Source organism: Bacillus sp. JJ1764 (assembly GCF_036962145.1).
GTDB lineage: Bacteria > Bacillota > Bacilli > Bacillales > Cytobacillaceae > Neobacillus.
On sequence record NZ_JBALNY010000012.1, the window covers coordinates 4,931 to 27,421 of the forward strand.

Here is a 22,491-nt window from a genome sequence, read left to right on the forward strand (position 1 = left end):
GTGCCTGGAGCGGAAATCCATAGTCAAGTTTAATAGAGCCTAAAAAATAATACTTTGTTAAATTATTCTGTTGTTATTCGATAAAAATGAATGCATTTTCTATAATGTAGGTAAGAACATTTGTTTGAAGGATTTATAATGACATTAAAGGATTAATTGCAGAGATTAAAAAATTGAATACAGCGGAGCAACATCGTGGTGAAGCTCGGACTTAAAGAAATTGAACGTCCGCAGTTGAAGTTGTTTGTTCACGATATATTCAACCTACAATAATATAGGGGGCTTAAAAATTAGCTGAATAAAATGTCAAATTATTGACAATTAACCGAACTGAAACTTTTCCTAATATCTTCCTTTATAATATTAATATATACAATTAGGAGGGGCAGAAAATGTTTAAATTGGGTAATATTTTGATTGTATCAGGAATTCTCCTTATACTTTTATCTGCAATCGGTAGTATTTGGAACTTTTTACCTGAAATATTAAATAGTTACTATTTGGCAAGTACAGGTACAATTTTCACCGCTTCGGGAATAATCTTCAATAAAAGAAATCCACTTCAAAGAAAATAATTTAGCTCAATGAATCATCATCATAAAGTAGTTAATATCCATCCTCCTTCCACAAGGGAGGTTTTCTTTTATTTTATATATCAACAACATTATTTAACAAGGCAAAAAAAAACGGGGGAGAGAATCTGACATCCTCTACTCCGTTTCGATTGTTTCCAGTAATGTAAATAGGAATTTGTAAATTAATTGATAAGCCTCACCAATGGACATATTCTCATCGAAACCATCCACATAATTTAACGCAAAATTAAAATCCCACATGCCTTCTTGGCTATTAAACATGAGATCAAATGTAGCTTCATCACTATGTAAATGAGAATTCAGAAATTCCCGTATTTTGTTATCATATTTCTTTTGCAGCTTTAGACCCAGCATGACATCATATGTACCAAATACATCATCCGCTTCTAAGGAAACAGACTCCGCGTGAACGATATCAAACCATTTGGATTCTAGATAGATGAATTCATTTTTGCGCTTTTTTAAGAATACAAGTGGCTGCTCTAAAAAGTCTGATGCTTCGTTTCTAATCATGTTCTCTGTTTCTTTATCACAGCGTTCAATATAGGAATCAGCAAACCGTAGTTTGGCATCCTCCTCTGCTAGATTGCAAAGAGTCAGACCATGCTTTTCAGCATACTCTTTTTCCTCTTTGAAAAGTTGAGCCGTACCTGACTCCGGTTCTGACTCTAAAGCAGAAATAAACTGCTTGATATGCTCCTTCAACATACCTTTAGACCTCCGTCATACTTATTACTTTCTATTATAATGAACGCTTTTTCGAAAAATAGCAAATAAAAAATATAGCCATCCAATGAACTACTGGTTCAATTCAATAAAAAATGCACCTCTTAAAAATTGACTTGTTTGTAAAAACAATAAAAATAAGCTACTATAATTTTAAACAAACGGTATAATATTTTAGTTAGGTGATGTTATGAACGAACGGAAAATGCGGGTTGTGGAAGCGGCCCATCGTTTATTTATTGAAAAAGGGATTCATGCTACCTCCATCCAGGAGATCATTGATCACAGTGGAATTTCAAAAGGGACCTTTTATAATTATTTCTCCTCTAAAAATGAATTGTTGATCGCTATTTTTAAAATGACCTATGCTGAATTTTCGAAACAACAGGACGAATTATTGATCGGCCAAGATCCTTCTGATATTGAGATTTTTACCAAACAAATTGAGGTTCAGTTAAAGACCAACCACAAACGAAAACTGATCTCCCTTTTTGAAGAAGTGATGGTATCTAACGATGCCGATTTAAAAGAATATCTTCAGCGAATTCGATTGAATAATATCAGATGGATTTATCAACGGTTAATGGATCTATTTGGCGAGGAAAAGAAAGCTGTTTTATTGGATTGTGCCATTATGTTTATTGGGATGTTACGTGAGAATTTGCAGTTTAATCGCATGACCAATAAATCGAACTTCAGTCCCATTAAGGTTGTTCGCTATAGTGTCAAACGGTTAGTTGATTTGGTGGAGGGTGCGGCAGATTCAAACGAACAATTATTGGATCCGGATGTATTAGAAATTTGGTTTCCAGATTGCAAAAAGCCGATGCATGGCTATAAGAAAAAATTGCATAAATCATTGAGTGCACTTCGGAATTTCCTGAACGAACAGAAGGAACCAAAACCGAATAAATTTGTGGAATTGCTGGATTTTATTGAGGAAGAATTTATGGATTCAAAGAGTCCACGACCATTTATAATCGAAAGTGCGTTATTATCATTAAATACTATTCAAGATACAACTTGGCAAACAGAATTGAGGCAATTGGAACAGTTAATTGGTGCATATTTTAAGAAAAAGGAAGAAATGACGGTATAAATGAACCCCCTAATCAGGTTGATGTAGGGGGTTTTACCTTTTTATTTATTCAGTTTTTGCAAACGTGCTTGGCATGACTACGGCGATTACCTCGCCTCGTGCACATAAGGTGTCATTGGCAAACACTTCTGTGTCTACCTTGAATTTTTTTGGATGGATCTCGGTTACCGTACCAACGGCTTTTAGAGGTACACCGTGAGGAGTTGGTTTCAAAAAGCTGACATTTAAGTTTGCGGTTACAAAACGTGGGGCATCTTCACGATCACCTGGTTCATAGCCGTTTTTCCCATGTAGTGCAAGTGCGGCCGATCCTGTTCCATGACAATCAATTAACGAGGCAATTAGTCCACCGTAAACAAAACCCGGCAGTGCAGTGTGCTCCGGTTTTGGTGTGAAGATAGTCACCGTTTGCTCCCCTTGCCAACCGGTGCGAAAATGATGCCCCTCTTGGTTCAAACGGCCACACCCGTAACACCAAGCATAATCATCCGGATATTCGTCCTGAATTGCTTTTACCACCACTTCTTCCATTTTCTCTCCCCCTTTTCATGAAAAATTATAACATAAATTAGTCAGCAAGGTGATAATTGGTAATAATTTTGAAACTATCTTACTGTTGACTCCGTATTACTATTTATCAGTAGCTAAGGAGGTTATTTTTTTTGGGGAATATCTTTTTATTTACCCTGATTATTGGGGTAGTTTCTGCGCTAATTATCATTCCAATTAGCAATCGTCAGAAGGTTAGCAAGAAGAAGGACTCGATTCAAGGAAACAGAGGGTTCTTTATCCCGGTGATCATTTTACTTTTACCAACTTTGTTTGCCTTCTATTATGTAACGAACTTAGACAGAAATTTTTCTTCGGTTTGGGCTTTGGCTATTTTCATTACGGCTATAGGTACCTTGTTTTCAACCGGGAATGAACAGAAGGTTAAGTTCGGATTATTTGTAGTCAGTTTTTTCATTGGGGGTTACTTTCTAACTGCTTTTCTTTTTAATGCCGATGAAAAATACGAATTGTCCAAAATGTCTCAACAGGTAGAGATCAAATCTTTTGATGAAAAAGAGACACCAGCGAGTGTTCCACCGCAATTTGCGCGTAATAAAATGAAAAAAGCATTCGGCCAGGTTCCAAATACCAGTTATTATGAATTGGGGAATTTGCAGATTCAAAAGGTAAAAGGAAATTATGTATATATTGCGCCTGTTGAGTTTTCTGGATTTTTTAAATGGTGGAACGGCAAAGTGAGTCCCGGCTATTTTACATTAAGTGCTACAGATTCTTCAGCCAATCCTAAATTTGTTAACTCAAAAATGACTTATACCCCTTCCTCTTTTTTTAATAAAAATATTGAACGGCATATTCGGATGCACTTCCCAAAAAAGATTTTTTACGGGGATGTTCAATTAGAGATTAATGAGGATGGAAAACCGTATTATATACAGTCATTTGGGGACTTTGTTTCTGCAAGAAACGGATTTAAGGTACAGGGAATCGTGATGGTCGATGCCTTAACGGGGGCAACGAACCTCTATCAGATGAAGGATATTCCTAAATTTATTGATGGAGCGGTGTCACCTGAAGTTGTAAGCCTTCAAAATAGTTATTTTGGGAACTTTGTGCATGGTTACTGGAACAGCAAGTTTGGGAAGACGGATGTCAAGCTGCCTTCTGATGAAGGAATAGAAGCTAATGTTAGCCCGATTTTTAATGAAAAGGGCCAAATGTATTACTTTACCGACTTTACCAGCCCAAAAAAGAATGTTGATTCGATGTTAGGTTATTCTTTAACAAATGCCAGAACGGGTAAAGCGACCTATTATACGGGGAATCCACAGGAATCTTATATGGATTCACAGGGTGCGTTGCAAATTATCGAGAAGAAATTTATTGAGAAGAAATGGCAAGGAAAAATGCCGATTCTGTATAATTTCTATGGTGAAGCAAGCTGGTTGACACCAGTCCTTGATTCCAACGGATTTTTACAAAATTACTTTATCGTCTCAGCAGCTAATCCAGAAATATCCGCCTACGGGGTGACGCCAAATGAGGCCTTGCGTCAATATAAGTCTGTCCTTCATCGAGGAAAAACCACCGTTGAAGGCAGGTCCAAAGCTGATGAAAAACAAGTCAGTGGAACGGTGTTAAGGGTTTATAAAGAAAAATCAGGTGACTTCACTCTTGTTTCGTTCCTATTGGATAACGGGAAGAACTTTATCATCTCATCCGAAAAAGAACCATTGATTATTTACTTAAAAGAAGGTGACAAAGTCAACATCCGTTACCTAGACACAGAAGAAGACTTCCTGCCAGCTAAAGAAGTAAAAATCGAAGGATTATAATAACACCTCTAACCCTTCAAGGAATAGTAACATTGAAATAATTTATGTGAAAAAGAGGGAATTTGTCTGCCCCACGCGGACAAATTCCCCTTTTTGTGTTTTTGTGGTGCCTGTCACCCAACCTTTTGTATCCTATTTTTCAGCGTGTAGCTGAATGGTTTTGGTTGGGCGCTAATGTAGTTGACGAGGGCGTCGAGGTCTACTGGGCCGATTTGTTTGTTGGTTGCTTTGGTGAAGATGGTGAAACCGTCGCCTCCTCCGGAGAGGAAGTTGTTAGCTGTGACGGTGTAAGTTTGGTTAGGGTCTAGTGCTGTTCCGTCTTCGAGTTTGATACTTGTGATTTTGTCTCCGGATTTGGTTGGATCATAGGTATAGGTGAGTCCTGAGATTTGTAGCATGGTGGTTTTGGCACGCCATTGCTGGTTGAGTACATCACGGATTTGCTGACCCGTCATGGTCATTTTGACAAGGTCATTGTTGAATGGCTGGACGGTGTAAATTTCACCCCAGGTAATTTCACCCGTATCAATATCGGCACGAATGCCACCTGGATTCATAAATGCAATTTGAGTTCCGAGTGCTTGTCTTTGCGCATCGGCAATCAAATCTCCCAATACGGATTCTCCATGTTCATTTTGTTTTGATGTCAGCGGGACAGATGTTGATCCAATAACTCGGTTGATAATCGGTGCTACCTTTGCTTCATATCCGTCAATCATGGCTTTCATGTCAGGATCAGGCCCTATACCTTCTTGGAAGGTAGTGACAATTTCGGCTCGTTTGTTGACAATATCCTTTGTTTTTGGATCGATTTCCACATCGACATCTGCGAAAGCTGTTCCATAAGAATAAGCCTGTACGACCAATTTATTGTCGATGGTTGTGTTCATATAGGCATGGTTGTGTCCACCGAAAATAACGTCAACTTCATCATCCACTCGATTCGCGATATCTACTAATTGACCAGTGGGGTTTTCTCCATTAGGTCCGGAAGTTCCAGGATTATGCGCTAACACCACAATCGAGCGAACCCCCAGCTTTTTCAATTCCGCGACATTTCGATTGATGGCTTCCACTTCATCTGTAAATTTCAATCCGGCAATACCGCTTGGAACAACAACTGTCGGAGTTTCGGTAGTAACTACCCCAATAAATCCTATCGGCATGCCATTAATCTTCATCACTTTGTAAGGTGGTAAAATCGTTTTGCCGGTTTTCTCATCGACAACATTGGCAACAATCCAAGGAAATTTAGAACCGGCGAAATCTCCGGTCCTTGGATGCGTTCCTCCATTAATAAGGCGAAGCAATTCCTTGACTCCCTCATCAAACTCATGATTTCCGACTGTCCCAATATCAAATCCCATACGATTTAAAAATTCAATAGTAGGCTCATCCTGTAAAAGTGCAGAAACTGGGGGACTCGCTCCTACCATATCCCCGGCCTGTACGAGCAAAGTATTCCTATTATCGGCCGCACTTCGCTTCAAATAGGAGGCTAAATAGTCTGCACGACCTGCTGGTTTTCCATTGACCTTTCTTGTGACATTTAACTGTCCGTGCAAATCATTAATTCCTAAAATTTGAATGGGAATGTATCGCTGATTGGGCGCTGGTGGTTTTGCCTTTTTCTGTTGGGCTTCAGGACGATTAGAAATATGACCATGGTATTCTTCTGAAAGTCCTTGGTCACCTTGAATGCCTTGATTTTGCCTGCTAACCTCCTTGGTTTCCGGCTGAGTAACACCTGTAACGTTTATCATCCTATTCAAAGCCTCATCATTAAAATAATGAGCTGTTGCATTTGAAAGTCCTTGCATTTCTACTAAAGTAAAAAGAACAAGGCTAATAACGGCCTTTAACATCCATTTCATTCCTATTCCTCCTAAAAATAGTCTAAAGAAACCAAGGCTATTTTTTGCTTACCCAATGAGGAATATTCGCTACGAAAACAAAAAAAGCCAGGCATCCGATTGGTGCCTGTCACCTTTTCCACTCGTTATTATCTTTTTGCTACTAAACTCTGGTAAGTTGCAGCTGTTCTGATTTCAATGGTAATTTTACCTCGTTGATAGATGGTATTGATCATGATCGGAACCCCTGTTGTATTTTGGAAGCGGAAGTCTTTTCCTCCATAGGAAACGGTAGCATCTCGTCCTTTGGGAACGTAACCCACTGATAAGGAATGATGGTTCCATTCCACATAGTGAACTTTCAATTTGTCCACTGAGTTAAACAGGGTTGAGGAGGTTTGACAGATGCCTCCGCCAATCCCATCGACCAGCTTCTTATCGACGATTTCCTTTGCTTTTTGGTACCCATGTTCAGCGTCACTCGGACCGACGGTATCATTAAATGAGAAAATATCATTTACGCCAACAATAACATTATCGATGGCTTGCGCTGATAGTTCAATATTTTTCGAGCGTCCCACCACACCACTGCCAAAATAGGTGGTGTAGCTGGCAATGACCACTTCTCCTAGATGTGCTGCATCATCTGGCTTATATCCACTTTCATGAACGGTGATTGGCAGTTCGACGTCTCCACCTGCGGAAGAAGCCTGCATCACTTTATCTACCAGTATGGCCTCATCTAAGATAAACTGTGGCGTCCCTTTAATGATTTGGCCATTGGCATCTATTTTGTCTAATTTGATTCTCTTATCATAACCAGGCGTGATTTCTGTTCCCCGCGCCATTTCTTTGGCCCATTCTTCGATTTGCTTTTTATAGGAATCCTGATCTGTAGTATACCCCATTTCTGCTGGTGTAAAAGTTTTGATAACTGCTTTCGTTGTAGGATCCACAATATTTATGACAGCCGGTTTCGGCGGCTCCTGCTTTTTGGGACCGTCTTTAACAGTATTGTTAGGATTCGTTTGTTGAGTTGCCTTTTGTGTGGTTTTTTCCGAGCATCCTGCCACCCCTACTAAACTACTAACAATCAATAAAGAAATTGCCCATCTCCATTTTCCCATTTATCCATGTTCTCCTCTTTTTCTATTCTCTGTGGTGTCATCCGAAATATTGGAGATTCCACCCACCTATCCTATTCCTCCAAGCATGTCAATATGACTAATGCTGAAGGGACAAATTACTGATCCCTTAGGAAAAAAATATAATCTGTTGAGACACTTCTTTCCCCTATTTGATGCAAGATCGATGAGATATTGCCTCTATGATATGTACCATGATTTACGATATGGGCGATAATTTCCTCCCAAGTATTTTGAAACACTTCTCCCTTCGTATTTATGTATGGGATGTGGGACTTTTCCGGAACAACCAAGCTAAATTGTTGAAAAAGCTGCTCAAAACGTTGTAATGCGACCGAAGGATTTTCAAACATAACGCTTTTAATATTTGGTTGGGACAGTCCCTGTAATCGTTTCAACCATAACGTATCTACCTGGAAAATATGCTCGAAGATGTTGGCGATCGAAGGAAAAGTATTTTTCACTTCCTTTGTAAAAAGACCAGGATCCAGTTTAGACAAATGATGTAGCATTCTTTTATTTGCCCAATAATGGTAGTTTAGATTTATTACTATTGACCTCATTATAACCCCCTAAATAAATAAATGCTTGTCCCAAAACTTGTAATTTCCATTATAATTCATTCTCTATGTCGAATTGTGTCCCTTTATAAGTGAATTGATATTTATAAAAAAAAACACTAGTATGCTAGTGTTTTAAGTGAAAATCTAGTTTTGGTGAGTGGGAACGATTAAAACCGGTATCTCTGTTTTATGGAGAATACCATTGGAAACACTTCCTAATACAGTCCCTTTAAAGACCCCCAAGCCTCTTGATCCTACGACAATATAATCCACATTCAATTCTTTCGCAGTATGACAAATTTGTTGTGTAGGATCTCCTATTTTCATGATTAATTCGTATGGAACTTTGATCGTTTTCATCAATTCCACTGCTTGCTTGGTTGCATCTTCAAACAATTCCTGTTGGTATTCCTTTATCTGCTCTTCATCGATAAATAATTTGTTATGAATCGTATGAAAAGAGGGCTGAACATTTAATAGGTATAGCTTTCCTTGTGAGGCATTTGCAAATCGAATTGATTCTTTCAGGGCTTGCATGGAATAATCAGAACCATCTACACCAACCAATATCCGTATATCCATCTCCATTGCCACCTTTTAAATATAATTTTCAATATGATTACTATCACTTACATTTTACCATTTATCCCATTGTGAATATTTGAATAATTTATGAATTACCTAATATTTTACAATACAAGGCCATCTTCTATGATTTAATAAAATTAGATGATTATTCCATTCTAATTTTTAGAAAGGAGGAAATGGCGATGTGGTTTACAAAAGGTATTCGGGAAACTTTATCAGAATTAGACACAAATTTACAATCCGGTCTTTCCACTGAAGAGGCAAACAAACGACTTGAGAAATTCGGACCGAATGAATTTATTGACCACCAAAAGCCTTCCTTTATTACACTATTCATGAGGCAAATCAATAGCCCACTGATTTATATCTTGCTATTGGCTGCTATCATTTCTATAGCAGTAAGTGAGTACAGTGACGCTATCATCATAGCAGTTGTCATTATTCTAAATGCTGTGATTGGACTCATGCAGGAAATGAAGGCGGAAAAAGCATTAGAAGAGCTAAAGAAAATGACAACTCCCAAGGCAGTCGTCAAACGGGATGGGATCCTTCAGGAAATTCCCTCCGAACGATTGGTTCCAGGTGATATTGTCATGATTGATGCGGGACGTTACATTCCTGCAGATTTACGACTGATGGAGACAGTTAACTTAAAAATGGAAGAATCCTCATTAACAGGAGAATCAGTTCCGGTAGAAAAGGATGCAAACTGGAAAACGGAAACCACTAACTCCATGGCCGACCAGCAAAATATGGCTTTTATGTCGACCCTTTCCACTTATGGTCGTGGTCAAGGTGTGGTTGTTCATACAGGTATGAACACAGAGATAGGGAAAATTGCCAATATGCTTGGGGAGCAAACACATGAACAAACCCCGTTGCAGCTAAAATTAACAGAGTTAGGAAAAATTCTTGGATTTGGGGCAGTCATTATTTCTGCCATCATTTTTACCATTGGATTTTTCCAAGATCGAAATCCGATGGAAATGTTTCTGATTGCTGTTAGTCTGGCCGTTGCAGCGATTCCCGAAGGCCTTCCGGCAATTGTAACCATCGTTCTGGCTTTAGGTGTTCAAAGAATGATCAAACGACGTGCAGTAGTTCGAAAACTTCCAGCCGTTGAGACTCTTGGAGCAGTCAGCGTGATATGTTCCGATAAAACCGGCACACTCACTCAAAATAAGATGACAGTTACCCATGTATTCCTTAATGGAAAAAGTCAGCTCATCTCTTCGGTGGAGCACACTTCTAATCTAGAAAAATTATTTTTTGAAGCGATGGCCTTATGTAATGATGCGAAGGTCTTAGAGGAAAAGCAAACCGGTGATCCTACAGAAATAGCTCTCATCATTGCGGCGGGAAAAGCTGGGATCAACAAGCAGCAATTAGACTTGGAATATAATCGAATATTTGAAATTCCCTTTGATTCCGATCGTAAAATGATGACTACCGTACACAAGAAAAATGACCAGACTTTTGCTATGGTGAAAGGAGCATTGGAAAGTATTTTACCATTAGTCACCCATATTGTCATTGATGAGAAAGCAGTTCCAATTTCACCGGATTTAATTAATATGATAAAAGCTGAGGCAAACAAAATGTCTAGTGAAGCTTTGAGAGTCCTGGGAATTGCCTATAAAGAGGTTGAACCGCAAGAAAATTTCACTCTGCAATCCCTTGAAAAAGACCTTATTCTCCTGGGAATGACCGGTATGATTGACCCTCCTCGTGAAGAAGTAAAGGAAGCCATTTCGCTATGTAAACAAGCCGGAATCAAAACGGTAATGATTACCGGGGACCATCAAAAAACAGCCTTTGCCATTGCTAAACAGCTTGGTATTGCCAGTCATGATGGTGAAACTATTTCCGGTGCAGAACTAGATTCACTGGAGGAGCATGAATTCATTGAAAAAGTGAAACATCTTCGTGTTTTTGCCCGTGTTTCACCGGAACATAAGGTGAAAATTGTGAAGGCACTTAAAGCAAATGGAGAGATTGCCTCGATGACCGGGGACGGAGTCAATGATGCCCCTTCTCTTAAACAGGCTGATGTCGGAGTAGCAATGGGAATGAGCGGGACGGATGTGGCAAAAGGAGCAGCAGATATTATCTTGACAGATGATAATTTTGCCACAATTGTGGCAGCTGTGGAAGAAGGAAGAAACATCTATCAAAATATAAAAAAATCAATTTTATTTTTATTATCCTGTAACCTAGGTGAAATTATAACCTTGTTCCTTGCCATTTTACTTGGCTGGCCTACACCACTGACAGCGATTCATATATTATGGATTAATCTGATAACTGACACTTTGCCAGCCATATCTCTGGGTGTTGACCCGGATGACCCAGATATTCTGAAGGAGCAGCCGCGCTCGATTAAAGAAAGTATTTTTGCTCATGGCGGTGCTGCCTTTACAATTATGAACGGTATCTTGATTGGGGTCATAACACTATTTGCTTTTACAGCGGGATTGACGATATACACTGGGGCTGAATCCATATTTTCAATAGATTTTGCCCATGTATCTAAGGATGCTCTCACCCATGCTCAAACCATGGCTTTTATTACCTTAAGCGTCTCCCAGTTGTTTCATTCTTTTAATGTAAGAAATCAGCACAAATCACTAATTGAAATTGGACTTTTGACCAATAAATTTCTTATTGCATCTATTAGTATAGGAATCATCCTTCAAGCCTCTTTAGTGCATATTCCGTTGTTTAACCGTATTTTCGAGATTCATAGCTTAGTAATGAAGGATTGGCTCCTAGTACTTGCTCTTTCCCTCCTACCGGTTCTTGTTAATGAATTATGGAAAGCTGGTAAAAGAATCATCCATTTGCCGTATCAAGGTAAAAGCAATACCACCAAAAATGCATAACAATAAAAGCCCCGTATTATATATGGGGCTTCTAACGATTAGGCACGTTTCTTTTTACCGCAAAATCCACCTTTATCCCAAAATCCTTTTTCGGAACAGCCAATACAGGTAAATCCAGCTCGAATACAACGTTCTTCCATAATGGATTCGCAGGCATTAAAGGCGGTTGGACCCTTACAGCCCAACTTGAACAAACAATACCCTTTTCGAGCCCCTTCATCGTCATAGGATTCCGCAAATAATTTTTGATCAAAGTATGGCTTGCGGTGACATGTCATATGTACAGTTGTTCCATAAAAAACCTTTGGGCGTAGTTTTTTATCAAGTTCCGGTAATTCTCCATGAAAATGAAGATGCAATAAGGTACCAATAATGACCTCCGGAATGGGTGGACAGCCAGGAACAAGGGCAACTGGCACATTTTCAGGAATGATCGCTCTAATATCAACAGTTTGGGTGGGATTCACTCCTGCAGCAGGAATACCGCCCCATGCCGAACAGCTTCCAAAAGCAATGACCGCCTTGGCATTCTGGGCAGCAGTTAAAATTTCCTCCCTCACAGATTTACCGGCGATCATTAGAAAATCATCGCTTCCAGGAATCCCTCCTTCAATGGCCAGAACATATTTACCCTTATACTCTTCATAAATGGCTTCTTTATATTCTTCTGCTTGTACACCACTGGCCACTGATAATAGTTCACTGTACTCCAAGGAAATAAAATTAAGTATGGTTTCCAAGGTTGTCGGTTCGGACGAGCGGATAAAAGCCTCCTTACATCCCGTACAATCAAGTGCACTGATCCAAATGACAGGCAGCCTTGGGTCTGTTTTATTCAGCATATCTTCTGTTACATTGATGGCTTCCAACCAATTATAATTCGGCACTTCATTCACCCCTGATAGTCTTTATTATGATTTAAAGTATAGGGTCAATGAACGGAACGTGTCCATTAATTGTAAAAATATTCACAAGTATTTCTTTAGTATAAAAACAACTTGTTAATACTAATAAAGGAGATACCTTTGAGGTATCTCCCTTTTGAACTACTCACATGCATAGTGATCCTTATCACGATCCAGCAATGACTGATACGCCGGGTGTGTCGAAGGTACTCCATTTGGATAAACTTTTCTCAATTCGGTGCAGTTTTGAAAGAACACTTTTACCCCATCATTTGAGCTTTTTCCGCCTGAGGAGGAACTGCTTTTCCCAGAGTACTCTCGATCTAAATCCCCTTTTGTTGTACCTTGTTGGTCATATGACCAGAGACCGCGATTAGCTTCTCGGGCTTCCCTGGCAAATGTTACAAAGTATTGGCTGTATTTTACATCTGGAGGATAAGTCGAAGGTTCAGCATAACCATTTATAACTAGGTCAGCATTATACATTTTCGCTCTTATTTCTGCTTCATCCATGTCATTTGTAGGAACTGTTACCCAAATTATGCGTAAAATCCTACCGTATCGATCAGTTTCAGATACATCCTTTTGCAGCCACACATGTTTTCCAGTCAGTTTAGATTTGGTATAATTACTGGCTTCCTTGCCATACTCTTCTATTCTCGTTGTTGATTCTGGTGTGTTAACCCCAACCAATCTGATTTTTCTACCGTCAGTTGTGACCACAGTATCCCCATCGACTACTCTGCCTATGGTTGCCTGTTCAAGTTTCATACTTGCTGCTAGCTCAGCTTGACTAGTTTGCTTTTGAACAGATGGTTGATCAGTTTTTGAAGTAGAGGTATTATCCGTTGATTCAGTAGATTCCCTTGAAGATTGCACCGCTACTTTTGATTCGTCCTTGGAAGCGTCGTGGATATTGCAACCTGAAAGAAGGAAGAACATACAACCCACCATAAACGCGGTCTCCAGTTTTGAGAATTTCACTTTACCCTCTCCTGTTACTTTTGTATCATAACAATTGTAACGCTAATTTAGACAAAATAACACTATAATAATGTAAAAAACCTCCTATTTCGACAATAGGAGGTAGTTTTTTGAAGATTATTTGCGTTTTTTGTTTTGTGATTTTGTCATTCGGCCAATCATAAATGCTCCAGCAGCCACTCCAAGGATGGTGTTCGTTTTCTTATTAAATACTTGTTTGGCCACAAGATTTAAGTTTTGTGGTCTCTCAGCAAGTCGACGCATAAAGTATCCGTACCAATCGTTTCCAAATGGAACATATGTACAGAAATTATACCCTTCGCTTGCAAGCTTCAATTGAAGTTCTCTTCTAAAGCCATAGAGCATTTGGAATTCGAATTTATCATTAGGAATGTTATGTTTCTTTACAAATTCCTTAACATGATTAATGATTCGATGGTCATGAGTCGCAATGGAAGTATACTTGCCGTTCAGCAGGTGCCATTCGATTAGTTGAATATAATTTTTATCGATGTCTTTTTTATCCTGATAAGCGATCTCTTCAGACTCTTTGTAGGCACCTTTAACCAAACGAATTCGATAGTTTTCATATTTTTCAAGGTACTCAATAGCTTTATGGAAATAAGCTTGAATAACTGTTCCTACATTATCATATTCGACGGAAAGAGCATCTAATAAGTCAAACGTTGGTTCAAGATGCTTGAAGTCCTCCATGTCAATATTGACGAACATATTATATTTGCTTGCTTCATGGACAATTTCTTTCAAATTGTTATAGCAGAATGTGTAATCAATATCCAAACCCAATTGAGTTGGTTTTAAAGAAATATGTGCATCTACATTGTTAGAATGAATGGCGTCGATCACCTTTAAAATATTTTCCTTCGCAGCAAGTGCCTCTTCTTCTTTAAACACAAATTCCCCAAGATTATCAACTGTACAGGAAATCCCGTGAGAATTTAATTCCTTAATACTCTTAATAGCCTCGTCAATATTAGTACCGGCTACAACTGTTTGCGCACCCATCTTTAAGCCGTACTTCTTCGCAGTGCTATTTAGAAATTGATTCTGTGATAACCCCATAAAAAAATCCTTCAACATCCCGATAGCTCCTAACTTACTGTGATTTTTTTCTCAACAAAAACATTATAGCATACGCTTTCAATAAAAATTATTTTAAGAAAATTCAAAATGCAAGGTACCAGTCTCTTTTTTCACTTCAAAAAAGGGACTGGTACTGCGTTTTTATGAACTTACAACCAATTGTCGTCACCACTGTCCCAGCCATTAAAGTTATTGTCGTCTAGTTGGTTATCGTTATCATCATCGGAGTCTAAATCGTCCATTTGGTTGTTATCTTGATATTTCCCCAGTTCTTCTTGCAGCTGATCAATTTCATGTTCTTGGATGATATTTTGATCCATCAGTTCCTGCATAATTTCGTGGTCCTGTAATTGCTGCAAGGCGTGAAATTGGTCAAATCCAATTCTCCCCTGCTCAAATAAATAGGTTAACAAGGCACCGGCAGCCATTCCCCCGGCAAACGAGCCAAATCCGCCAAATCCACCTGGACCACGACCTGATCCATAGTACCCCTGTCCTGTTCCGCCAAATCCCCCACGCTGCGGTTCATAAATATCAACACGGTTTCTTTGTTGGAGAGGCTTGATGATTAGAAAATGAACCAACACAATGACAATGATAACGCCGATTAAAAACATCTTTATCATACCTCACTTAAATGGATTCCTATGAATAGTTTCAATCAAGTTTATTGATTTACTCGTTAAAAATAATAACGCAAAATGACAAATTTATAAAGAAAACTAGCCGATTGGCGATCAACATGTACCAAGATAAATACGCAAGTTTCTTAATATAACTAAATTCACTGTTAATGAATATTGTTAATTTTCATCATCGACTAATGGTTTAGTATAATTTAATAAAATATTCCTATAATCCCAATTTTTAGGTGAATCGTGTTAGAATTAAATTAATTAGTCTTACAGACATAAGATAAACATGAATTTGAAAGGTGGTTCTAATTTGGAAAACAATACTGTTCCGTTAAAAAAATACAGTATGATCAGTTATAGTTCGTTTGCTATTGGAATAGTTTGCTTCTTTATAGTGTTTGTAACACCAACAAGAATAGCTAATAACGGGAATTTAGTTGGGGATTATATAACGTTTTTTCTTACTGTTATGGGTGTTTTTCTATCTTTAGTCGGAATAGTGAAGAAAACTGAGAAAAAGTTAATTCCTATAGTATCATTAATTCTCTCTTTGTCTTTCTTTATATTCTGGATAATCACGTTCATCTTGTTGCTTACTGGTAAAATTCCATTTGCTCCGTAGTGTACAGATGTTTTTTAAATCATGAAAGAGCCTATTAAGGCTCTTTTTCTTCTGCCGAAATATCTACACAAATGTAAACAGAGCTTAAATAAAAGAAAAGCCCTCGAACAGAGAGCTTTTCTTGAAGAAAGGAAAATGGTGCCTGGCACCTTTTTCTTGTTTTTGGATTACATTAATTTTCAGCAAGTTTTGCTGTCATTTTTTTTTCAGTTTGTGTTCCTTGCATAGGTTCTTCGGCTTGCTTTGAGCGTTTAATGAAGAAAGCGAGAACTAAGGCTACCGCTGCGATCCCTGTTGCAATGAGGAAGGCAAAGTTAATTCCTTTTAGCATGGCTTCCATCATGATTTGTTGTTTCATTTGGGCAATTACTTGTGGAGTTGGCTGGGTGGTTAAATGTTTCATCGCCGCTGCACCAAGTTCCTTTGCGGATGTTTCTGTTTTATTTGTCATAACCGTGACCATTAAGGCAGTACCAATAGCCCCTGCCACCTGGTTCATTGTGTTGTTCATCGCAGTTCCGTGTGGATAGAAACGCTTTGGTAATTGATTTAATCCGTTTGTTGAAACTGGCATCATCACCATGGACATACCAAATGAACGAATGGAGTAAATCAAAATTAAATGTTTATAGGTGGTATGCAAGGTTAATTGACTAAATTCATATGTTGTCACAACAATAATGATTAGCCCGATAACAGCTAAAATCCGACCGCCAATTTTATCAAACAATTTACCGGTAATTGGCGACATGAATGCCATCAACAATGCCCCAGGTAAAAGCAACAAGCCGGCATCCATTGGTGAAATTCCACGGAGATTTTGCACATAAATTGGTAATAAAATCATCCCGGAAAATAAGGCCATATTGACGACCATCGCAATAGCTGATGATAATGCAAACATTGGATATTTATAAACTCGGAAATTTAGTAATGGTGCATCTTGTTTTAATTGACGAATGATAAAAATGATTAACGATATAACCCCAACAGTAATGGTGCCATAAACCTCAGGACTATCCCAGCCTTTAGTACCTGCTGAGCTGAACCCATAAAGGATTCCTCCAAAACCGATACTTGATAAAATTAAGGATAGAAAATCTAATTTGATGTGAACTTTTTCTTTCTTATCCTTTAGCATGAAAAATCCGATTAAAAGGACAATAATCGCTATTGGAGTGATAAAGTGGAACAACATTCTCCAATCATAGTGTTCGATAATCCAACCTGATAAAGTTGGGCCAATGGCTGGAGCGAACATAAGGATTAGTCCAAAAACCCCCATCGCGGCTCCTCTTTTTTCAACTGGGAAGCTGACAAGCATTACATTCATTAATAACGGCATTAGGATCGCTGAACCGGATGCTTGCAGCATACGACCTGTTAATAATAATGGAAAAACATGAGCGAATCCTGCGACAATTGTACCGAGTGAAAATAATAGCATTGCCGATAAGAAAATATTTCTAACTGTATACTTTTGAATTAAAAACGCTGTAGAAGGAATTAAAATTCCGTTCACCAGCATAAATCCGGTTGTTAGCCATTGGACGGTAGATGCCTCGATATCTAAATCCTTCATAATGGATGGAAGTGCGATATTTAATAATGTATTATTTAAAAATGCAATAAATGCACCGACCATCAACACAGCAATCACACCATACGGCGGACGGTCATTCTTTTTAATGGATTGATCCATAAATGTAATTTCCCCCTTGGACGAATAGTTCAATTTATTGAACTCAAATTTTACATAAACACTATCTTATACCTTAAGTATAAAAAATGCAATAAAAAAATCCTTTAATTTAATGGTTTTAACGAGAAAAATAAGAACATCTACTATTTTTATACACATAGTCTAAATTTACCGAAATCATCCTGACCTTATTTTTCAACGAATGTCACGAAAATAAACGGGATTTTTGGCAAATGAATTTTCGCACATACTTCCATATTGCTATAATGAGGGTATATACAACTGAGAGGAGATTGTGAAATGCCTGAAGTTAAAAGCATCGTGGATAAATTGGGATTGCAAAAATATTTGAAAAAGCTTGTTCTCCAAAAACCAGAAGATCTTGATGAGTTACATGAACTGGAGTTTGATTCTACGATCAAACAGGAACAGTATGACCTCATTTTTGCATTTGTATTTAGTTTAGACGAGTTCTCTTCCCTGCTTCATGAAATCATTGATCGTCATTTACTGGAGGATAATGGCTATACCTATGTTGCATATCCTAAAAAAAATAACAAAAAATACAAGGAATACATAGATCGTGACCAACTCTTACCTGCATTGGCGTCGGATGAGGATGGCTATGTTTTTAATAGTCAAATCAAATTTTCCAGGATGGTCAGTTTAAATGACACCTTTACCGTTGTGGGACTTAAATCAGTCCCAAAAAAAGCGAAAAAAACAACATCGACCAAAAGCAGTCAATGTGTTGATGATTACATCGTCCATATAGAAGATATTAAAAAATACCTTTCTAAAAATAATGAAGTACAAAAGGTTTATCATGATCTAACGCCTGGATATCAGAAGGATTGGGCAAGATATATTTATAGTGCAAAGCGTAAAGAAACACAGGACAAACGACTTTTAGAAATGGAGAGCGTATTAGCAGAAGGCTATAAAACGATTGACCTATATAAAAGAAGAAAGAAATAAGATAAAAAAGCCCTAATATTCCAGAGTAAGGTCTGGTTTATTGGGGCTTTTATGGTATTAAGCACCTTTTTTTCTTTGTTTTTTAACTAGCGCCAACCCGCCCAGCATATACAGGTATCTCCATTCAATCACTCGTTTCATGAATGCTGCTACATGACCATTGATATGATGGTTGTAGACGATTCCGGAACCGTTGCCTTTTCCAAGTGAAAGAACCATGCCTCTGTAGTGATATTGGAATGGTTTATAGGGTTGTCCATAAATTTTCATTGCAATGTTGTAGCCGCAATATTGTCCTTGTTGTATGGCAATTTGTGCTGTTGCTGGATATGGAATTCCTTTTTCGTTTAAACTTGCCGAGGCATCTCCTAACACAAACACGTCATGGTGACCAGGTACCTCACAGAATTCATTAAGTTTCACCCGACCATCCATTAGCTCGAATCCCAGACCATTCAATAATGGATTCCCCTGGATTCCTCCAGCCCAAATGAAGGTGTCAGATAAAATTTCAGTACCGTCTGCTAATAGGACTTTCTCATTATCGATCCTTGTAATTGTCACGCCAAGTTTATATTCAAAAGACAGTCGATTTAAAGAATTGATGGCATCTGCGACAATCAAATCAGGCATTCCAGGCAGTACTTGTTGATTTGGCTCGAGAACCGTTACGTGCACATCATTAACATTGACCGCAAATTGTTCACAAAAGACAGGAATGCTTTCCTTTAATTCGTGAATAAACTCCATTCCGGTAAAACCTGTTCCTCCAATAACGATATTCAGCTTTCCCGAAGGGTTTTGACTGTAGGATAAGAATTGCTCCTCAAGATGGTTATGCAGCCTGTAGGTCGCTTCCCAATCTGTTAAAAAGAATCCATTCTCTTTTAGCCCTGGAATATCTATATTTTTTGGTGTACCTCCTATCCCCACCACAACAAAGTCATAAGATAAAGTTTGGTTTTTACAAAAAACCTCTTTTCGCAATGTGTCCAATCCGATGACTTCATCTTGAATAAAGGTCACTCTTTCTGGATCAATCAGCTCAGAAATAGGTATCTTTATCGTTTCAGGGTCCACTGTCCCTGCACCTGCTTCATGCACCTTTGTTGTGAAATAATGATAATCGTTTTTGTTGACTAAAATGATCTCAATCCTAGTTGGATGAACCTTTTTCTGGAGCGACAATGCCGTCATTAAACCTGCATATCCAGCTCCTAGGATCACTACTTTCTTTTTTTCACGTTCCATGGTTTGCTCACCTCTTCACAAACTCTATTTACCTTTATTATAAATCCAATACCTTAAATTAACAATAACGGCTAAAGCTGTTTATAAAAAATGTCATATTTTTTATAAGGTTCTGAGTTGGTCATTTGACTTGTTACGTATTAAACATGGTATCCTAGTGAAAATGGTTAGTTTACCTTCCAGCGGAAAAAACGTTGATTAACCAAACTTTAAATAAAAGGTGAGAGTGTTATGGAAATATTCATCAGTGAAGCGGCACTTAGTTGGTTTAAAGAAGAAGTAGAATTGGCAAGTGGAGATCATGTCAAATTTTACAGTCAAATATACGGAAGCAGCCCCATTCAAGAAAACTTCGCCCTCGGGTTCACGGTTGACAACGAACCTGTGGACACGGCCGTGAAAACGGAAAAAGGCGGAATCATCTTCTATGTAGAAAGTTCGGACTTATGGTTTTTCAATGGTCATAACCTTCATGTAGATTATAACCCCAATAAGGATGAACTAGAATTCAGCTATTCAAAATAAAAAAATGCCGAGGCGTGCAGCCTTGGCATTTTTTTATCAGCTTAGTCGTGGAAATTCGTTCCATCTGTGACAGCCTTCACGATGCCGACACGAACGACGAAGTCACCGAAGTGTTCCCCATCGTATTTTTCTTTGGCAAAACGAGCAAGTAAGACGCGTAATTCAGCAAGAATTTCTTGTTCGCCAATATTTTCACGATAGATTTTGCTTAGTCGGCTGCCATCGAATGCAGCTCCGAGGTACATGTTGTATTTGCCTGGTGCTTTCCCAATAAAGGCAATCTCACCAAGAGTATGCCGGGCACAGCCGTTTGGACAGCCGGTCATCCGAATCGTGATTTCTTCTTCGCGAAGACCGTTCTCATCAACGATCTCCTCTATTTTATCAATCAATGTCGGTAAGTAGCGTTCTGCCTCGGCCATGGCCAATCCACAGGTTGGAAGTGCCACGCACGCCATAGAATTGCGACGAAGTGCAGAGTAGTGCTTTCCATCTGTTAATCCGTATTGTTCAATCAATTCACTGATTTGCTTCTTTTTCTGGGTTGAAACATTGGCAATAATCACGTTTTGATTGGCGGTTAATCGGAATTCTCCATCATGAACCTTGGCAATTTCCCGTAACCCAGTCATTAATTTATAATCGTCAAAGTCAGCAATTCGGCCTCCTTCAACAAACAAATTGAAATGCCATTTTCCTCGTACACCATTTACCCAGCCATAACGATCCCCATTTGACTCGAATTTGAACGGTTTTGCTTCGGCGAGCTTCCAGCCAAGACGTTTCTCCAGTTCTTCCTTTACGACCTCTAAGCCAAGTCGGTCAACGGTATATTTAAAGCGGGCATTTTTACGCTCTGAACGATTTCCGTAATCCCGTTGGATGGTAATTGTTTTTTCGGCAATTTCATATAACTTATCAGGTGTACAAAAACCGATGACCTTTGATAATTGCGGATAGGTCGCTTTATCGCCATGGGTCATCCCCATTCCGCCACCAATGGCCACGTTAAATCCAATGAGCTTGTCGTTTTCCACTATGGCAATAAATCCTAGATCCTGTGAAAAAACATCAATATCATTTTGAGGTGGGATGGCAATCCCAATTTTAAATTTACGAGGTAAATAAAGCGGTCCGTACATTGGTTCCACTTCATCCACGTCAGGTGTTCCAGCAACCATTTCCTCATCAAGCCAAATTTCGTGGTAGGCTCTTGTGCGCGGAAGCAGATCATTACTTAAACGTTTCGACCACTCATACACTTCCTCATGAATTTCCGATTGATAAGGGTTGGAAATACACATCACATTACGGTTTACGTCACCGCAGGCAGCAATCGTATCCATAAGTGACTTATGAATGGTTTGGATGGTATCCCGCATATTCCACTTTAAGATCCCGTGCATTTGGAAGGTTTGTCGTGTCGTTAGTTTTAATGTGCCATTTCCGTTTCGTTGTGCCAATTCATCCATTGTCAGCCATTGATCAGGAGTTGCCACTCCGCCGGGTAAGCGAACACGAAGCATGAATTGATAAGCAGGCTCCAATTTTTGTTTTTGGCGCTCATTGCGAAGGTCGCGGTCATCCTGCAAATAGCTGCCATGGAACTTCATTAATCGGTTATCGTCATCGGATATCCCCGAACTAAGCGGTTCTAATAAGGATTCCTTGAGTGTTCCCCGTAAATAATTACTTTCTATCTTAATCCGCTCAACATCACTTGGCGGGCCATCTGGCGCTTTCAGTAATTGCTTCACCATTTTTTACAAAGACTCCTTCCGTCGAAAAAAATCAGTATACGTCACGTTGATAACGTTTTTGCTGCTGCATATCGGCCAAATAAGCTTCCGCTTCAGCACGGCTTAAGCCGCCTTCGTTTTCAATAATCTCAAGAAGTGTAGCGTGGACATCATGGGCCATGTGTTTTTCATCGCCACAGATATACACCACTGCCCCTTCTTGAAGCCATGAGAATAATTCCTTGCTAT

General features: G+C 38.8%; 19 protein-coding genes and 2 pseudogenes. 7 read left to right on the plus strand and 14 right to left on the minus strand.

Annotation, left to right across the window (positions count from 1 at the left end):
* The first annotated feature begins 392 nt into the window (after window positions 1-392).
* Window positions 393-575 (plus strand): hypothetical protein, encoded by a 183-nt coding sequence (locus V7083_RS01885; protein ID WP_335474780.1) that lies wholly within the window; start codon window positions 393-395, stop codon window positions 573-575.
* 135 nt (window positions 576-710) lie between these two features.
* Here V7083_RS01885 and V7083_RS01890 read toward each other — a convergent pair whose 3' ends face one another.
* The gene (locus tag V7083_RS01890; protein WP_335474783.1) at window positions 711-1,304 is read right to left on the minus strand and encodes a branched-chain amino acid aminotransferase; all 594 of its coding nucleotides are present in this window, start codon (window positions 1,302-1,304) and stop codon (window positions 711-713) included.
* Window positions 1,305-1,512: 208 nt separating this feature from the next.
* Here V7083_RS01890 and V7083_RS01895 point away from each other — a divergent pair, with 208 nt between their 5' ends.
* The gene (locus V7083_RS01895; RefSeq protein ID WP_335474785.1) at window positions 1,513-2,421 is read left to right on the plus strand and encodes a TetR/AcrR family transcriptional regulator; all 909 of its coding nucleotides are present in this window, start codon (window positions 1,513-1,515) and stop codon (window positions 2,419-2,421) included.
* 45 nt (window positions 2,422-2,466) lie between these two features.
* On the opposite strand, the gene V7083_RS01900 is transcribed toward V7083_RS01895, so the two are convergent.
* The gene (locus V7083_RS01900; RefSeq protein ID WP_335474787.1) at window positions 2,467-2,952 is read right to left on the minus strand and encodes a PaaI family thioesterase; all 486 of its coding nucleotides are present in this window, start codon (window positions 2,950-2,952) and stop codon (window positions 2,467-2,469) included.
* A 131-nt stretch (window positions 2,953-3,083) separates the two neighbouring features.
* Here V7083_RS01900 and V7083_RS01905 point away from each other — a divergent pair, with 131 nt between their 5' ends.
* Entirely contained in the window at window positions 3,084-4,766 is a 1,683-nt protein-coding gene (locus V7083_RS01905; RefSeq protein WP_335474791.1) for a hypothetical protein, read from the plus strand.
* 113 nt (window positions 4,767-4,879) lie between these two features.
* Here the strand turns inward: V7083_RS01905 and V7083_RS01910 are convergent, their stop codons facing one another.
* From V7083_RS01910 to V7083_RS01925, 4 genes are all read right to left on the minus strand, one after another.
* The gene (locus tag V7083_RS01910; RefSeq protein ID WP_335474793.1) at window positions 4,880-6,640 is read right to left on the minus strand and encodes a bifunctional metallophosphatase/5'-nucleotidase; all 1,761 of its coding nucleotides are present in this window, start codon (window positions 6,638-6,640) and stop codon (window positions 4,880-4,882) included.
* A gap of 128 nt (window positions 6,641-6,768) precedes the next feature.
* Complete coding sequence (locus V7083_RS01915; RefSeq protein WP_335474795.1) at window positions 6,769-7,746, minus strand: VanW family protein; 978 nt, start codon at window positions 7,744-7,746, stop codon at window positions 6,769-6,771.
* A gap of 116 nt (window positions 7,747-7,862) precedes the next feature.
* Window positions 7,863-8,327, minus strand: a complete 465-nt coding sequence (locus V7083_RS01920; RefSeq protein WP_335474797.1) for a DinB family protein — start codon at window positions 8,325-8,327, stop codon at window positions 7,863-7,865.
* Between the two features lie 144 nt (window positions 8,328-8,471).
* Window positions 8,472-8,909 carry a universal stress protein gene (locus V7083_RS01925; protein ID WP_335474799.1) on the minus strand — a complete coding sequence of 146 codons (438 nt, stop codon included), beginning with the start codon at window positions 8,907-8,909 and terminating at the stop codon, window positions 8,472-8,474.
* A gap of 182 nt (window positions 8,910-9,091) precedes the next feature.
* Here V7083_RS01925 and V7083_RS01930 point away from each other — a divergent pair, with 182 nt between their 5' ends.
* The gene (locus V7083_RS01930; RefSeq protein ID WP_335474801.1) at window positions 9,092-11,797 is read left to right on the plus strand and encodes a cation-translocating P-type ATPase; all 2,706 of its coding nucleotides are present in this window, start codon (window positions 9,092-9,094) and stop codon (window positions 11,795-11,797) included.
* Between the two features lie 38 nt (window positions 11,798-11,835).
* Here the strand turns inward: V7083_RS01930 and V7083_RS01935 are convergent, their stop codons facing one another.
* The 4 genes and pseudogenes from V7083_RS01935 to V7083_RS01950 all read right to left on the minus strand — a co-directional run bounded on the left by V7083_RS01935 (window position 11,836) and on the right by V7083_RS01950 (window position 15,407).
* Window positions 11,836-12,684: a hydrogenase small subunit gene (locus tag V7083_RS01935; protein WP_335474804.1), complete on the minus strand. Its 849-nt coding sequence runs from the start codon at window positions 12,682-12,684 to the stop codon at window positions 11,836-11,838.
* Between the two features lie 159 nt (window positions 12,685-12,843).
* Window positions 12,844-13,497: pseudogene (locus tag V7083_RS01940) on the minus strand (thermonuclease family protein); the annotation flags it as partial.
* Between the two features lie 306 nt (window positions 13,498-13,803).
* The gene (locus tag V7083_RS01945; protein WP_335474808.1) at window positions 13,804-14,787 is read right to left on the minus strand and encodes a proline dehydrogenase family protein; all 984 of its coding nucleotides are present in this window, start codon (window positions 14,785-14,787) and stop codon (window positions 13,804-13,806) included.
* 152 nt (window positions 14,788-14,939) lie between these two features.
* Complete coding sequence (locus V7083_RS01950; protein ID WP_335474810.1) at window positions 14,940-15,407, minus strand: hypothetical protein; 468 nt, start codon at window positions 15,405-15,407, stop codon at window positions 14,940-14,942.
* A gap of 304 nt (window positions 15,408-15,711) precedes the next feature.
* Here V7083_RS01950 and V7083_RS01955 point away from each other — a divergent pair, with 304 nt between their 5' ends.
* Window positions 15,712-16,047, plus strand: coding sequence for a hypothetical protein (locus tag V7083_RS01955; protein ID WP_438823683.1), 336 nt, complete (start codon window positions 15,712-15,714; stop codon window positions 16,045-16,047).
* 172 nt (window positions 16,048-16,219) lie between these two features.
* Here V7083_RS01955 and V7083_RS01960 read toward each other — a convergent pair whose 3' ends face one another.
* The gene (locus V7083_RS01960; RefSeq protein ID WP_335474814.1) at window positions 16,220-17,749 is read right to left on the minus strand and encodes a DHA2 family efflux MFS transporter permease subunit; all 1,530 of its coding nucleotides are present in this window, start codon (window positions 17,747-17,749) and stop codon (window positions 16,220-16,222) included.
* Window positions 17,750-18,049: 300 nt separating this feature from the next.
* On the opposite strand from V7083_RS01960, the gene V7083_RS01965 reads away from it, so the two are divergent.
* Window positions 18,050-18,727: a YdeI/OmpD-associated family protein gene (locus V7083_RS01965; protein ID WP_335474816.1), complete on the plus strand. Its 678-nt coding sequence runs from the start codon at window positions 18,050-18,052 to the stop codon at window positions 18,725-18,727.
* A 57-nt stretch (window positions 18,728-18,784) separates the two neighbouring features.
* Here V7083_RS01965 and V7083_RS01970 read toward each other — a convergent pair whose 3' ends face one another.
* Window positions 18,785-19,978, minus strand: coding sequence for an NAD(P)/FAD-dependent oxidoreductase (locus V7083_RS01970; RefSeq protein ID WP_335474818.1), 1,194 nt, complete (start codon window positions 19,976-19,978; stop codon window positions 18,785-18,787).
* Window positions 19,979-20,209: 231 nt separating this feature from the next.
* On the opposite strand from V7083_RS01970, the gene V7083_RS01975 reads away from it, so the two are divergent.
* Window positions 20,210-20,503 carry a HesB/YadR/YfhF family protein gene (locus V7083_RS01975; protein WP_335474820.1) on the plus strand — a complete coding sequence of 98 codons (294 nt, stop codon included), beginning with the start codon at window positions 20,210-20,212 and terminating at the stop codon, window positions 20,501-20,503.
* Between the two features lie 41 nt (window positions 20,504-20,544).
* Here V7083_RS01975 and cysI read toward each other — a convergent pair whose 3' ends face one another.
* Entirely contained in the window at window positions 20,545-22,263 is a 1,719-nt protein-coding gene (gene cysI / locus V7083_RS01980; RefSeq protein WP_335474822.1) for an assimilatory sulfite reductase (NADPH) hemoprotein subunit, read from the minus strand.
* Between the two features lie 31 nt (window positions 22,264-22,294).
* Window positions 22,295-22,491: pseudogene (locus tag V7083_RS01985) on the minus strand (sulfite reductase [NADPH] flavoprotein alpha-component); the annotation flags it as partial.

Excerpts from the sequence above, each read along its gene's own strand:
- V7083_RS01885 (WP_335474780.1), top strand. The coding sequence starts at position 393 with ATGTTTAAATTGGGTAATATTTTGATTGTATCAGGAATTCTCCTTATA.
- V7083_RS01960 (WP_335474814.1), bottom strand. The coding sequence starts at position 17,749 with ATGGATCAATCCATTAAAAAGAATGACCGTCCGCCGTATGGTGTGATT.
- V7083_RS01900 (WP_335474787.1), bottom strand. The coding sequence starts at position 2,952 with ATGGAAGAAGTGGTGGTAAAAGCAATTCAGGACGAATATCCGGATGAT.
- V7083_RS01925 (WP_335474799.1), bottom strand. The coding sequence starts at position 8,909 with ATGGATATACGGATATTGGTTGGTGTAGATGGTTCTGATTATTCCATG.
- V7083_RS01930 (WP_335474801.1), top strand. The coding sequence starts at position 9,092 with ATGGCGATGTGGTTTACAAAAGGTATTCGGGAAACTTTATCAGAATTA.
- V7083_RS01965 (WP_335474816.1), top strand. The coding sequence starts at position 18,050 with ATGCCTGAAGTTAAAAGCATCGTGGATAAATTGGGATTGCAAAAATAT.
- V7083_RS01955 (WP_438823683.1), top strand. The coding sequence starts at position 15,712 with ATGAATTTGAAAGGTGGTTCTAATTTGGAAAACAATACTGTTCCGTTA.
- V7083_RS01975 (WP_335474820.1), top strand. The coding sequence starts at position 20,210 with ATGGAAATATTCATCAGTGAAGCGGCACTTAGTTGGTTTAAAGAAGAA.
- V7083_RS01945 (WP_335474808.1), bottom strand. The coding sequence starts at position 14,787 with ATGTTGAAGGATTTTTTTATGGGGTTATCACAGAATCAATTTCTAAAT.
- V7083_RS01970 (WP_335474818.1), bottom strand. The coding sequence starts at position 19,978 with ATGGAACGTGAAAAAAAGAAAGTAGTGATCCTAGGAGCTGGATATGCA.
- V7083_RS01895 (WP_335474785.1), top strand. The coding sequence starts at position 1,513 with ATGAACGAACGGAAAATGCGGGTTGTGGAAGCGGCCCATCGTTTATTT.
- cysI (WP_335474822.1), bottom strand. The coding sequence starts at position 22,263 with ATGGTGAAGCAATTACTGAAAGCGCCAGATGGCCCGCCAAGTGATGTT.
- V7083_RS01890 (WP_335474783.1), bottom strand. The coding sequence starts at position 1,304 with ATGTTGAAGGAGCATATCAAGCAGTTTATTTCTGCTTTAGAGTCAGAA.
- V7083_RS01950 (WP_335474810.1), bottom strand. The coding sequence starts at position 15,407 with ATGTTTTTAATCGGCGTTATCATTGTCATTGTGTTGGTTCATTTTCTA.
- V7083_RS01910 (WP_335474793.1), bottom strand. The coding sequence starts at position 6,640 with ATGAAATGGATGTTAAAGGCCGTTATTAGCCTTGTTCTTTTTACTTTA.
- V7083_RS01920 (WP_335474797.1), bottom strand. The coding sequence starts at position 8,327 with ATGAGGTCAATAGTAATAAATCTAAACTACCATTATTGGGCAAATAAA.
- V7083_RS01915 (WP_335474795.1), bottom strand. The coding sequence starts at position 7,746 with ATGGGAAAATGGAGATGGGCAATTTCTTTATTGATTGTTAGTAGTTTA.